Source organism: Arthrobacter rhamnosi (assembly GCF_054510975.1).
In genome coordinates, this window is sequence record NZ_JBTNDN010000002.1 from 684366 (window position 1) to 697100 (window position 12735).

Below are 12735 nucleotides of genomic sequence, written 5' to 3' on the forward strand. Positions count from 1 at the left end.
GAGCATGACCAGCATCGACGACGTCGCTGCGTACCTCGGTGTCTCCACGGCCACCGTGTCCCGCGCCCTGCGCGGGCTGCCGGGGGTGGCCGAGGAGACGCGCGCGCGGGTCAACGCGACCGCGAAGGAGCTGGGGTACGTGCCGTCGTCGTCCGCCTCCGGACTCGCCTCCGGACGCACCATGGCGATGGGCGTCCTCGTCCCGGTGATCGACCGCTGGTACTTCTCCGCCGTTCTCGAGGGCGTCGACCGCCAGCTGCGCGCCGCCGGGTACGACCTGATCCTGTTCAGCCTCGGCGGCGACGGCGTGAACCGGGACCGGGTGTTCCACCGCTCCATCCTCCGCAAGCGCATCGACGCCCTGCTGGTGATGTCCATGCACCTGACGGACGAGGAGCGGAAGGCCGTCCAGCAGCTCGAGTACCCCAACATCGTGGTGGGCGGCGCTGTGGAGGGTGTCCGGCACGTCGGCATCGACGACGCGAAGGCGGCCCGCGACGCCGTGGAGCACCTGATCGGCCTCGGCCACACGCGGATCGCGCACATGCGGGGCGGCGGCTCCTTCGACATCGACTTCCAGGTGCCGAGGATCCGCCAGCAGGCCTTCCAGCAGGTGATGACCGACCACGGGCTCCCGGTGCGCGAGGACTGGTCGGCCTTCGGTGACTTCCGGTTCGCCACGTCGCGCGTGTCCGCGCTCGCGCTGCTCGCCGACCCGGCGGACCGGCCGACGGCGGTGTTCTGCTCGTCCGACGAGATGGCGTTCGGCGTGCTGAAGGCCGCGGCGGAGCTCGGCATCGATGTTCCCGGTGAACTGTCGGTCATCGGCATCGACGACCACGAATTCTCCGAGCCCATGGGCCTGACCACCATCCGGCAGGACCCCGAGGACCAGGGGGCGTACGCAGCCGAGCTACTGCTCGGTGAACTGCTGCGCAACGAGCCCGCCGACTACCCGCCCCCGCGGCCGCACCTGCTCGTCGAGCGGGACTCGACGGGACCGGCCAGGGGCTGAGCGGCCCGGGTCGATCAGCCGGTCACCCGTCTGCTCAGGAGGAGCAGGCCGCCCCGTGCGTCAGGAGGCGCGCGCGAGCTGGCGGATCGGGATCCACCGTGACGCGAGGCGGCGGTAGGACGCGGCCGCGCCCATCATGTCCGCTTCGGCGAGGCTCTCGATGCCCAGCCGGACGTCCATCGGCGAATCGTCCGGGAAGACCCTGTCCGCCACGGGGCCGTAGTCCACCTCCACGACGGCGTCGCGCCGGAAGACCTCCAGCCACTCGACGATCTCGGTGAGCTCGTCGAGCAGGTCCATCTCCGGTGCGCCGATGGCGAGCTGGGCGACCGAGCGCCGTCCACGGTCGATGCAGTCGCCGATCCTCGCCGTGATCCGCACGGTGGAGACCCGGCCGTCGTCCTCGACGACCTCCGTGAGGTCGTCCTCGTGGATCAGCGCGAACCAGGCGAACGGCACCCCCCACGTCGCTGATCGCGTGTGCAGCTTCGCGACGGAATCGGCGAACGTGTCGGGGTCCAGCCTCGCCTGGTGGGCCTCGCGGGCCACGTCGGGAACGAGGACATCGATCAGGGGTCCGCGCAGGCTGTGGTCGAGTGACTCGGCGGCGAGCGTGGTGCGGACGGCCAGCTGGTTGGGGCAGTAGTACGGCGCCGTCGTCCCGTTCAGGCTGGGGAAGTGCGTCACCCGGACGAGGTCCGGTTCATGGTGCGGGAACGGATCCGACACCGTGCGCAGAATGCGCCGCAGGGACTGCTCGTGCTCGATCGCCTCGGTCAGTTCGCGCTCCCGCCCGCGCTGTTCCAGGATGGCGAGCTGCTGCGAATCGGAGAAGGCGTCGAGGGGCTCGTAGACGCGGAGATAGGAGACGTAGGGAAACGGCCGGGCACCACCGCCCATCCGGCTCACGGCTCGCTGAGTTCCACGACGACGGGGGCGTGGTCCGAGGCACCCTTGCCCTTGCGCTCCTCGCGATCCACGAAGGCGTTGGCGGCACGGGCGGCCAGGGCGGGCGAGCCGAGGACGAAGTCGATGCGCATACCCTCCTTCTTGGGGAACCGCAGCTGCTTGTAGTCCCAGTAGGTGTAGGAGCCGGGCCCGGGCGTGAACGGACGCGCGAGGTCGGCGAACCCGGAATCGAGGAAGGCCTGGAACGCGGCGCGCTCGGGCGGGCTGACGTGGGTGTAGCCGCCGTTGACGAAGAGGTCGATGTCCCACACGTCCTCGTCCTGTGGGGCGATGTTCCAGTCGCCCATCAGGGCGATCTGCGCCTGCGGGTCCTCGGTGATCCACTGCCGGGCGTGGCCACGGAGCGTGTCGAGCCACTCGATCTTGTACGGCATGTGCGGGTCGTCGAGGGCCCGCCCGTTGGGCACGTACAGGCTCCAGACGCGGACACCTCCGCAGGTAGCGGCGATGGCCCGTGCTTCCTGCACGGCCTCGGTGCCGGGCTTGCCGAAGGTGGGCTGGTCGGGAAAGGTGCGCTCGACGTCGTCGAGCCCCACGCGGGAGGCGATCGCGACGCCGTTCCACTGGCTGAGGCCGAAGTGCGCCACTTCGAAGCCGCTGTTCTCGAACAACTCCCAGGGGAAGTTGTCGTCCTTGCACTTCGTCTCCTGGATGGCCAGGACATCGACGTCGGACCTGTTCAGCCAGGCTTCGACACGGTCGGCGCGGGCGCGGAGGGAATTGACGTTCCAGGTGGCGATCTTCACGGACCCTACGTTACCAACGGCGGTGTTTACTCCCGCCACCACGAATCGAACAGGGTCACGGGCACCGTCCGCTTGTGCCGTGTGATCCAGTAGCGGTGCTCGATCGACTTCGCGGCGTCCGGATCGATCTCGCGCCCCTCGAGGTAGTCGTCGATCTGCTCGTAGGTGAGCCCGAGCTCGTGTTCGTCGGCCCGGCCGGGAAGGTCGTCCAGGAGGTCCGCCGTCGGGATCTTGTTGTAGAGGGCCGGCGGTGCTCCCAGTTCCTGAAGCAGGGCGCGGTTCTGGCGCTTGTTGAGCCCGAAGAGGGGCAGGATGTCGGCTCCGCCGTCGCCGAACTTCGTGAAGAAGCCGGTGACGGACTCGGCGCCGTGGTCCGTCCCGATCACGAGGAGGTTGTGCTGCCCCGCGACGGCGTACTGTGCCACCATGCGGGCACGGGCCTTCGTGTTGCCCTTGGTGAAGTCCGAGATGGGCTCACCGGTGGTGTCCGCGTACTCCTGCTGGATGCCGTCGACGGCGGGGGCCACGTTGAACACCTTCGAGGTGCGGGGCTGGATGAAGGCGAGGGCGGCCTGCGCGTCCTCCTCGTCCTTCTGGACGTTGTAGGGGAGGCGCATCGCGATGAAGTCGGCGTCCATGCCCTCGGACCGCAGTTCGTCGACCGCGAGCTGGGCGAGCTTGCCGGCCAGGGTGGAGTCCAGTCCGCCGCTGATGCCGAGGACGAACCCGCGGGTGCCCGACGACCGGACGTAGTCCTTCAGGAACCCGACCCTGCGGCGGACCTCCGTAGCAGGGTCGATGGTGGGCTGGACGCCCATTTCCTCAATGATCTGTGCCTGGAGTTCACGCATCCACCTAGGCTACTCCGGTCGCGTTTCGACGGGGTTACGTCGGGGACCCTGGCCGCCGCGCCGGGTGTAGGACGGCGGCGCGGCGGCGCTGGGAGCACGACGACGGTGCCGACGCGCCGGATGCACGACGACGGTGCGGCGGCCTGAGGTGCCCCCGGTCCGGGAGCCTACTGGCTGAAGGCGGCGTCGAAGGAGGTCTCCGACGGGGCGAAGTCGAAGCGCTTGAGGAAGGCGAGGGCCTCGGGCGCTCCCTGCAGCCGGTCCATGCCGGCGTCCTCCCACTCGACCGAGATGGGCCCGGTGTAGCCGATGGCCGTCAGCGCCCGGAAGCTGTCCTCCCAGGGCACGTCGCCGCGGCCGGTCGAGACGAAGTCCCAGCCACGCCGCGGGTCGCCCCAGGGCAGGTGCGAGGAGAGGATACCGTTGCGACCCCCGCCCATGCGCATCTTCGTGTCCTTGCAGTCCACGTGGTAGATCCGGTCCTTGAAGTCCGAGATGAACGCGACGGGGTCGATCTGCTGCCACATGAAGTGGCTCGGGTCCCAGTTCAGGCCGAAGGCGGGGCGGTGACCGATGGCGTCGAGGGCGCGCTGGGTGGACCAGTAGTCGTAGGCGATCTCGGAGGGGTGGACCTCGTGCGCGAACCGGACGCCGCACTCGTCGAAGACGTCCAGGATCGGGTTCCAGCGGTCCGCGAAGTCCTGGTAGCCGGCCTCGATCACGTCCGCGGACACCGGCGGGAACATGGCCACGTACTGCCAGATGGAGGATCCGGTGAAGCCGATGACGGTGTCGACGCCGAGCTTCTGCGCGAGGCGCGCGGTCAGCTTCATCTCCTCCGCTGCCCGCTGGCGCACGCCTTCGGGGTCGCCGTCGCCCCACACGTGGGCGCCGACGATGCCCTTGTGACGGAAATCGATCGGGTCGTCGCAGACGGCCTGGCCCTTCAGGTGGTTGGAGATGGCCCAGACCTTCAGGCCGTTGCGCTCGAGGATGTCGAGGCGGTCCTGGATGTAGGCGTCGTCGTCCCAGCGCCAGGCGTCGAGGTGGTCACCGGAGACGGCGATCTCCAGGCCGTCGTAGCCCCACTGGCCGGCCAGCTCGGCGACCTTCTCGAAGGGCAGATCGGCCCACTGGCCGGTGAACAGGGTGAAGTTGCGTGCCATGGAATGTCTCCTTGTAGGGAAGGGGCGGGATGCTCCGCCGTCTGGTCGCCGTCGCCGGGGAGTGGCTTCGGCTCGGTTCGCAGACCCGTTCTAGACGGTTCTGGTCCAGACGCTCTCGGCGCCCGCGCTCTGCTCCACACCGTTGAGCACCTTCTGCACCTGCAGGCCATCGGCGAACGACGGTTCGGGCTGGCGGCCTTCGGCGATCGCTTCGACGAAGTCCTTCGCCTGGTGGGTGAAGCCGTGCTCGTAGCCCAGGAGATGTCCTGTAGGCCACCACGCGGAAATGTAGGGATGGGCTGGTTCGGTCACCATGATGTCGGTGAATCCCTGTCGTGTGTCGGGCGCCGTCGCATCGTAGAAGCCGAGGGAGTTCATGTTTTCCAGGTCGAAGGAGATGGCGCCGGTGGAGCCGGCAACCTCTATGCGGAGCGCGTTCTTGCGACCCGTGGACATCCGGGTGGCTTCGAACGAACCGATCGCGCCACCGTCGAAACGGCCGGTGAACAGAGCAAGATCGTCCACGGTGACGCGCCCGCGCTCGGCTGCGGCCGTACCGGCGAGCCCTGATGCCTGGCCGAGCAGGGGTCGTTCGTGGACAAAGGTATTGAGAATGCCGCTGACGCCGATGATCTTCTGGCCGGTGATGAACTGCGCCAAGTCGACGGCGTGCGCACCAAGATCCCCGAGGGCGCCGGAACCGGCATGGTCCTTCTGCAGGCGCCAGGTCAGGGGTGCCTCTGCGTCGACCAGCCAGTCCTGCAGGTAAGCGGCGCGTATCTGTCGGATCTCACCGATCGCGCCTGACCGGACCAGGTCCCTTGCGAAGGTTGCGGCGGGAACACGGCGGTAGGTGAAGCCGACCATCGCGAAGACATCCTTGCCGGCGCTGTCTGCCGCGGCAGCCATTGCTTCGGCTTCTTCGAGGGTATTTGCGAGCGGCTTTTCGCACAGGACGTGTTTGCCTGCCTCGAGCGCAGCGATGGCGATTTCGGCATGCGAGCCACCGGGAGTGACGATGTCGACGACGTCGATGTCGTCACGGGCGATGGCGGCCCGCCAATCGGTGGTGGTCTCACTCCAACCCCACTTGGAAGCGGCTGCTTCCACCCCGCGCGCATTCCGTCCGACGAGTAGTGTCATTTCCGGCTGGGCTGGCAGGTCGTAGAAGCGTGGGGCAACCCGCCATCCCTGCGAATGGGCGGCTCCCATGAAGCCGTGTCCGATCAGTGCGACCCTCAGGGGTGCTACGTCGTTGTGCATGTTTCCTCTTATCCGGCGGCAGTTGTCCAAGCTGATGACCCGAGGTGGAGGTCCCTGTCAACAACAGGGACCCCCACCCGTCACTGTCCTACGACTCGAAGGCCGTCGGCAGGTACTGCTCGACGTTCTCCTTGGTGACGACCGGTGCGTTCAGGACGACGCGCTTCGGGACTTCAACTTCCACGAGATCGCTCATGGCCTTGCCCTGGGCGATCAGGCGAGCCATGCGGACGCCGTCCGCTGCCTGGGTGGATGGGTAGATGACGGTGGCCTGCAGGACGCTCTCGCCGGACTGGATCTCGCGCATGGCGTTGGCTGAGCCGGCGCCGCCGACCATGAAGAACTCGTCACGGCCTGCGTTGTCGATGGCGGCCAGGACGCCTACGCCCTGGTCGTCGTCGTGGTTCCAGATGGCGTCGATCTTCGGGGCTGCTGACAGGAGTTGCGACGTCGTTGCTTCGCCACCCTGGACGGTGAAGTCGGCGGCGACGCGGTTGTCGACGTCGAGCCCGCAGGCGTCCAAGGCGTCCTTGAAGCCCCGGCTGCGGTCCTGAGTGAGGGGCAGGGAGTCGATGCCTGCGATCTCGGCGACGATCGCATCGTCGTTGCCCTCGAGCTGCTCGCAGATGTAGGTGCCGGCGCTGACGCCCATTCCGTAGTTGTCGCCCAGGACGGTGGCGCGAGCCGCGAACGGGCTCGAGAATTCCCGGTCGACGTTGATGACGGGAATCCCGGCCTCCATGGCCTGGATGGCCACCGGGGTCAGTGCAGCACCGTCGGTGGGCAGCAGGACGATCGCATCGACACGGTCGTTGATGAACTGCTCCACCTGGCTGATCTGCAGGTTCGCGTCGTTCGTTCCTTCAGCTACGCGCAGATCGATGTCCGGGAATTCCTCGGCAGCTGCGGTAGCGGCGCTGTTGATGGCACCCAGCCAGCCATGGTCCGCGGCGGGTCCGGAGAAGCCGATGACCACGGTGTCCCCCTCGGCCTGGTTACCTTCGACCGATGCGTTGGTGGGCTGCGTGTTGGTGTCTTCCGACCCCTCGGTGCACCCGGTGACCAGGGTGCCTACTGCAAGAAAGGCACCGGTGGTGATGAGCATCTTCCGGCCCGTACGAAGTGCAAGCATGTGTCTCTCCTCTTTGAGTAAGTGGTCTTCGTCGAAGCTGCAATCCCGGAACGAACGGTGCAACCCGCGTGACTACGATCACAATAACAGAAGGTGCGCAGAAATCGACGCCTTTCTACCGAGAATCGACGTATTGTGTTAGGTTCGTCGCATGTTCGATGAAGATCAGCCACGGCCGTTGCTCGAAGTCCGCGGGATCACCAAGCAGTTCGCTGGTGTCCAGGCGCTCAAAGGAGTGGACCTGCAGGTGCTTCCAGGGGAAGTGCACTGCGTCATGGGGCAGAACGGGGCGGGGAAATCCACCCTCATCAAGACCCTGTCCGGGGTCCACCAGCCCGACAGTGGCGAGATCTTCTGGGAGGGGGAGGAAGTCTCGCTCCCTCGCCCGACCGCCGCACTCGATCTCGGCATCGCCACCATGTATCAGGAACTCGACGTCGTCGACGGCCTGTCCGTCGCCGAGAACATCTTCCTCGGACACGAGCTGGCACGTGGCGGCGTGCTCCATGTGAGGAAGGCCAACGCCCTCACACGCACGCTGCTCAGTCGCCTCGGCCACGGCAGTCTGTCGCCCTCCACGGAAGTGGGGACCCTGTCGGCGGCGAACAAGCAGATCGTCAGCATGGCTCGAGCGCTGTCCCGCGACACGAAGCTCATCATCATGGATGAGCCGAGCGCCATCCTGGACTCGGGTGAAGTCGCCAATCTCTTCCGCGTGGTCCGTGAGCTCACCGCTCAGGGGATCGCGGTCGTCTACATCTCCCACAGGCTCGAGGAGATCCGGCAGATCGGGGACCGGATCTCGGTCATCAAGGATGGCCGGAGCACGGCGAACGGTTTGAGTGTCGCGGACACCCCGAGAGCTGAACTGATCCGGCTCATGACCGGCAGGGACGTCGAGAACGTCTTCCCGGCCCGGAAGCCCCTTCCCGCCGATGCACCGGTGGTCCTCGAGGTGAAGGACCTCGAACTCGACGGCCACTTCGAGAAGGTGAGCCTCTCCGTCCGTGCGGGGGAGGTCCTCGGCTTCGCCGGACTCGTGGGCTCCAAGAGGTCCGAGATCCTCGAGACCATCTATGGGGCGCGGAAGGCATCCTCGGGGACGGTCTCGGTCAAGGGCAGGACCCTCAGGGCCGGTTCCGTCAGGTCTGCCGTGGACGCCGGGATCGGTCTCTCGCCGGAGGAACGCAAGAGCCAGGGACTCATCCTGGACGAACCGTTGTTCAAGAACGTGACGCTCTCGACCTTCGAACGGTTCGCCCGCGCCGGCTACCTGAACGAGGCCGCCGAGCGGCAGGCGGCCCGTGAGCAGATCGCAGCCCTCGAGCTGCGTCCGGCCGATCCCGACCGGCCGGCCCGGACGCTGTCCGGCGGGAATCAGCAGAAGATCCTCCTCGGCCGCTGGCTCGTCCACGGAACGTCAGTCCTCCTGCTCGATGAGCCCACCCGCGGCGTGGACGTCGGGGCCCGGGCCGAGATCTATGCCCTCATCCGCGCACTGGCCGACGCCGGAACAGCCATCATCGTCATCTCGAGCGAGATCGAGGAAGTCCTGGGGCTCGCGGACAAGGTCCTCGTCATCGACGACGGCAGAGTCCTCACCCAAACGAATGCCAGCGACCTGGACGAGCACGGCGTGCTCGACCTCATCATGAAGGGAAGTGCCGCGTGAGCGAGCAGAACACCAAGGTGCCCGAATCACGCCTCGGCGCACGGGACGATCACGGCACACCGCGGGGCAACCCGTTGCAGAACTTGCTGAAGGGCTCAGCAGGACGCAGCCTCGGGCTGGTCATCGCCCTCGCACTGCTCTTCGTGGTGGGAGCAGCCACCAGTGGGGACAGATTCCTCAACCTCGAGAACATGCTCACGATCCTGCGCTATGCCTCGATCATCGGTGTGGTGAGCATTGGGGTCACCTTCGTCATCACCGCAGGCGGTATCGACCTGTCGGTAGGGTCGGTCATCGGCCTGGCGACAGTGGTCGCCAGCCTCAGTGCCGTACAACTTGCGGCCACCCGGTCATCCTGGATCCTCATGGTGCTCGTAGCACTGGGGGTCGGGGCCGGTGCAGGTCTCATCAATGGGCTGTTGATCGCCTACGGGAAGGTGGTCGCCTTCATCGCGACGCTGGCGATGCTCGTCGGTGCGCGTGGTCTCGCGGAACTCATCTCCGGCCGCAGGACCCAGGTCGTCAGCAACCGGGACTTCCTGCAGGTCATGCGCGCTGACCTGCTCGGCATTCCCATCCTCGTCTGGATCTTCGTCGTCGTCGCTGCTGCCGGGTGGTTCCTGCTCAACCGCACCACGTTCGGACGGCGGACCATCGCCATCGGCGGCAACCTCGAAGCATCGAGGCTGGCCGGTATCAAGGTCAAGCGCCACTTGGTCTACCTCTACGTCCTCGCCGGCCTCACAGCGGGCATCGGCGGTGTCATGTTCCTGGGCCGCACCACGGCCGGCACGTCCACCCATGGTCTGCTCCTTGAGCTCGACGTCATCGCCGCCGTCGTCGTCGGCGGAACACTACTGGTCGGCGGGCGCGGCACCATTATGGGCACGGTTCTCGGTGTGCTCATCTTCAGCACTCTCACCAATGTCTTCACGCAGAACAACCTCGACACCTCCATCCAGGCTCTGGCCCGAGCCCTCATCCTCGTGGGCGCGGTCCTCCTGCAGCAGCGGTTCGCGTCACAGGGACCACGCAAGCGAATGGTCAATGCGGTGAGGACCGACGCAGCTCAGACCAGCTGATTCAACCGCACTCCGGGTGGGTAGCAGGTATGCACCCGCCCGGAGGCCCAGCGCGCCACGCGAAAGGGTCCCCCGCATGTTGCGGGGGACCCTTGTCGGAGTCCGTCAACGATCGGCCGACGGGGAGAAGTGAACCTTTGTCGGGTGGGGTGCGTGGACCGACGGAACCGTGCGGGATCTGATCAGGGGGTGGTTCCTGTAGATGGATCCCAGCACTGGGGGATGCAGTTGAAAAGGCTCGGCCCGACCGGCGGTTCAGCAGGGAGCCGCCGGTCGGGTCGTCGTTCTAGGTGGTGCCGGTCTCAGTAGGCGTAGCAGGTGAGGAAGTCGAAGCTGTCGCGGGCGAATTCGGCAGTGGCCGGGGCATTGTCCCGCTCGATGACGTAGTACTTCACCTTGCCCTGGGCGGCGTCGAGGATCGGACCCCAGTCGATGTCACCCTCGCCGACATCGGTCAGCAGGGGGAAGCTCGCGAATCCGATCGTGTCGGCGGGAAGTGCGCCGTCCTTGATGTGGAGCAGCTCGATGCGGTCGCCGTGCCGGTTGAGCAGATCGACGATGTCGACTCCCGCGTCCGAGGCCCAGTAGACGTCGAGCTGGAAGGCGACGTAGCGGGGGTCGGTGTTCGCCAGGAGCACCTCGTAGGCCGTGGTCTGCTGGCCGGTCTCGGGGTCGGTGACGAGCGTAGTGAATTCCCACCAGTGGTTGTGGCCGAAGTGCTTCCCCGTCCCGGCCTTCACGGAACGCTCGCCCAGTTCGTTCATCGCCTCGGCGGTGGCCACCAGGTCCGCATAGGTGCTGGTGGCGTCCCTGTTCACCCCGGGCGCCGCCCAACCACCTGATCCGGTGTACTTCTGCCCGATCGTCTTGGCGTAGGCGAGGGTCTGGTCGAATGTCGCCTCGGCAGTGCTGCCGTGCGAGGTCGGGGCTTTGAGCTTGTACTCCTTGAGAAGCGCATTGAATTCCTCTGCGCTGCGTCCTTCGTAGGAGCCGCCGAAGGGCTCCACGTTCTTGTACCCGATCTCCGCCAACTCGGCGAGGATTCCCTCCGTTCCGATGTCCCTCTGCCAGCCGGCGTAGCTGTACAGCTGGAAGGAGATCTTGCTGGCGGGGACACTCCTGCCGGCACATTCGGACCCCGAGCCTGCCTTCGGGGCGGCTATGGCAGGACTGGCCAGAACAGTCGTCGCTGCGATGGCGAGAGCGGCTGCTGCCGCCACTCTGCGCGCGGCTCCCCGGCGCGGGTGGTGAACGGTGGTGTAGGCGTTCTTCATCAAAGCTTCCTCCTTGAAGTGGTGATGCAGGGGAATCCCGTCGATCGGGTGAGTCGGCCGAAGCCTGTCTTTGTGACGGAAGTCCCAGCGAACCTAACACGGGTAATGGCGAGAAACAACGAATGTTGCATGTCCGCCGATGTAATCAGAAAAGTCTGCCCCGATGTAAAGTCGAGCTCAGGCAGTACTAAGGGCGACAGACAGTCCCGTAGCACCGGAGTGGTGGCTACTTTCCCTCAAGTCATCACCACCAGACCTTTCTGCACTCATGTTTCGTCGGTTTATATGCTGTAATGAGTCGATGCGTGACATAAGTAGCTTCAACGGACTCGGCTCCTCCGGAGCCAGCGAGCTCTTCCAGATCCTTCGGGACGGGCGTCCCCGCACGCGGTCGGAGCTGGCCGAGCAGATGGGTCTGGCCCGGTCCACCGTCACCCTGCGGATCGAATCGCTCATGGAACTGGGGCTGGTCGGTTTCGTCGACGACGCTGTCTCGACCGGGGGTCGCCCGTCCTCGCGCGTCGCGCTGAAGGCGGGGAGCAAGGTCGTCCTGGGTGTGGACATCGGGGCGTCGCACCTCCGCGTGGCACTGACGGACCTCACGGGCCATCAGCTCCATGAAGCGGCACGCACCATCGAGGTGTCGTCGGGTCCCACCTCCGTGCTCCAGGCGGTCGTCGAGATGTCCGGCGGACTCCTCGAGAAAGCGGGCCGTGAGCTCTCGGACCTGCTGGCCATCGGGGTCGGTGTCCCCGGGCCGGTCGAACACAGCACTGGCATGCCCATCAACCCGCCGATCATGCCTGGCTGGAACCGCTTCGACGTCCCTGGCTACCTGCAGAACCACTTCCACGTCCCGGTCCTCGTGGACAACGACGTGAACATCATGGCGGTGGGTGAGCGAAACGCCGCCTGGTCCGATGTGGACGACCTGATCTACGTGAAGGTGGCCACCGGCATCGGTTCCGGCATCGTCTCGAGCGGCATGCTCCAACGCGGCGCGAATGGCGTCGCAGGGGACATCGGCCATATCCGCGTGCAGAACGGCGGTGGCGTTCCCTGCCACTGCGGCAACCAGGACTGCCTCGAAGCCGTTGCGTCAGGGCCGGCCGTCGCAGCGAAGCTGAGAGCCCTCGGGTTGGAAGCCCACAACAGCGAGGACGTCATCCGACTCGTGGGGAGCGGGAACAAGGAGGCCGTGCACGCGGTGCGCCAGGCCGGTCGAGACGTAGGAGAAGTGCTCTCGGCCTGCGTAAGTCTGATGAATCCGTCGGTGATCGTCATCGGGGGGTCGATGGCGCTCACCGGCGAGCACTTCATCGCGGGCATCCGCGAAGTCGTCTACTCACGCACCATCCCGCTCGCTACCCACCACCTGCAGATCGTCCAGTCCTCCTCCGGCCTGGACGCGGGTGTCCTCGGCGCGAGCATGCTCGCCATCCACGACGCGATGTCACCCCAGCGGATCGACGACATGGTCCTCGGCCTCAACGACACGATCGCCGACTGAACAGTCGCAGACGACGCCGACCGGCTGATGGCCCGTGACGGTGCGTCCCGTGCCT

Annotated in this window: 11 protein-coding genes; 4 read left to right on the forward strand and 7 right to left on the reverse strand. The window is 66.5% G+C overall.

All coding sequences use genetic code 11. The annotated features are described in order from the left end of the window. Positions 1-4: 4 nt before the first annotated feature. Positions 5-1015 (forward strand): LacI family DNA-binding transcriptional regulator, encoded by a 1011-nt coding sequence (locus tag ACX80J_RS07585; protein ID WP_459347341.1) that lies wholly within the window; start codon positions 5-7, stop codon positions 1013-1015. 60 nt (positions 1016-1075) lie between these two features. On the opposite strand, the gene ACX80J_RS07590 is transcribed toward ACX80J_RS07585, so the two are convergent. The 6 genes from ACX80J_RS07590 to ACX80J_RS07615 all read right to left on the reverse strand — a co-directional run bounded on the left by ACX80J_RS07590 (position 1076) and on the right by ACX80J_RS07615 (position 7142). Continuing rightward, on the reverse strand, positions 1076-1915 hold the full coding sequence (locus tag ACX80J_RS07590; protein WP_459347453.1) for a hypothetical protein: 840 nt from the start codon (positions 1913-1915) through the stop codon (positions 1076-1078). 5 nt (positions 1916-1920) lie between these two features. Then, positions 1921-2730 carry an exodeoxyribonuclease III gene (locus tag ACX80J_RS07595; protein WP_459346166.1) on the reverse strand — a complete coding sequence of 270 codons (810 nt, stop codon included), beginning with the start codon at positions 2728-2730 and terminating at the stop codon, positions 1921-1923. A gap of 26 nt (positions 2731-2756) precedes the next feature. Further along, on the reverse strand, positions 2757-3581 hold the full coding sequence (nadE, locus tag ACX80J_RS07600) for an ammonia-dependent NAD(+) synthetase (protein ID WP_459347342.1): 825 nt from the start codon (positions 3579-3581) through the stop codon (positions 2757-2759). A gap of 167 nt (positions 3582-3748) precedes the next feature. Further along, positions 3749-4747, reverse strand: a complete 999-nt coding sequence (locus ACX80J_RS07605) for a sugar phosphate isomerase/epimerase family protein (RefSeq protein WP_459347343.1) — start codon at positions 4745-4747, stop codon at positions 3749-3751. A 90-nt stretch (positions 4748-4837) separates the two neighbouring features. Further along, complete coding sequence (locus tag ACX80J_RS07610; protein ID WP_459347454.1) at positions 4838-6010, reverse strand: Gfo/Idh/MocA family protein; 1173 nt, start codon at positions 6008-6010, stop codon at positions 4838-4840. Between the two features lie 88 nt (positions 6011-6098). Next, positions 6099-7142, reverse strand: coding sequence for a substrate-binding domain-containing protein (locus tag ACX80J_RS07615; protein WP_459345837.1), 1044 nt, complete (start codon positions 7140-7142; stop codon positions 6099-6101). Positions 7143-7293: 151 nt separating this feature from the next. Here ACX80J_RS07615 and ACX80J_RS07620 point away from each other — a divergent pair, with 151 nt between their 5' ends. Together ACX80J_RS07620 and ACX80J_RS07625 are read left to right on the forward strand one after the other, a co-directional pair. Then, positions 7294-8814, forward strand: coding sequence for a sugar ABC transporter ATP-binding protein (locus ACX80J_RS07620; protein WP_459345838.1), 1521 nt, complete (start codon positions 7294-7296; stop codon positions 8812-8814). Further along, positions 8811-9896, forward strand: a complete 1086-nt coding sequence (locus ACX80J_RS07625; protein ID WP_459345839.1) for an ABC transporter permease — start codon at positions 8811-8813, stop codon at positions 9894-9896. Before ACX80J_RS07620 ends, ACX80J_RS07625 begins: the two co-directional genes overlap by 4 nt. Before the next feature lie 302 nt (positions 9897-10198). Here ACX80J_RS07625 and ACX80J_RS07630 read toward each other — a convergent pair whose 3' ends face one another. Further along, entirely contained in the window at positions 10199-11170 is a 972-nt protein-coding gene (locus ACX80J_RS07630; protein WP_459347344.1) for a sugar phosphate isomerase/epimerase family protein, read from the reverse strand. A 301-nt stretch (positions 11171-11471) separates the two neighbouring features. Between ACX80J_RS07630 and ACX80J_RS07635 the strand changes: the two genes are divergently transcribed. After that, on the forward strand, positions 11472-12680 hold the full coding sequence (locus tag ACX80J_RS07635; protein ID WP_459347345.1) for an ROK family protein: 1209 nt from the start codon (positions 11472-11474) through the stop codon (positions 12678-12680). Positions 12681-12735 lie beyond the last annotated feature (55 nt).

Excerpts from the sequence above, each read along its gene's own strand:
- ACX80J_RS07585 (WP_459347341.1), top strand. The coding sequence starts at position 5 with ATGACCAGCATCGACGACGTCGCTGCGTACCTCGGTGTCTCCACGGCC.
- ACX80J_RS07590 (WP_459347453.1), bottom strand. The coding sequence starts at position 1,915 with ATGGGCGGTGGTGCCCGGCCGTTTCCCTACGTCTCCTATCTCCGCGTC.
- nadE (WP_459347342.1), bottom strand. The coding sequence starts at position 3,581 with ATGCGTGAACTCCAGGCACAGATCATTGAGGAAATGGGCGTCCAGCCC.
- ACX80J_RS07605 (WP_459347343.1), bottom strand. The coding sequence starts at position 4,747 with ATGGCACGCAACTTCACCCTGTTCACCGGCCAGTGGGCCGATCTGCCC.
- ACX80J_RS07610 (WP_459347454.1), bottom strand. The coding sequence starts at position 6,010 with ATGCACAACGACGTAGCACCCCTGAGGGTCGCACTGATCGGACACGGC.
- ACX80J_RS07615 (WP_459345837.1), bottom strand. The coding sequence starts at position 7,142 with ATGCTTGCACTTCGTACGGGCCGGAAGATGCTCATCACCACCGGTGCC.
- ACX80J_RS07620 (WP_459345838.1), top strand. The coding sequence starts at position 7,294 with ATGTTCGATGAAGATCAGCCACGGCCGTTGCTCGAAGTCCGCGGGATC.
- ACX80J_RS07630 (WP_459347344.1), bottom strand. The coding sequence starts at position 11,170 with ATGAAGAACGCCTACACCACCGTTCACCACCCGCGCCGGGGAGCCGCG.
- ACX80J_RS07635 (WP_459347345.1), top strand. The coding sequence starts at position 11,472 with ATGCGTGACATAAGTAGCTTCAACGGACTCGGCTCCTCCGGAGCCAGC.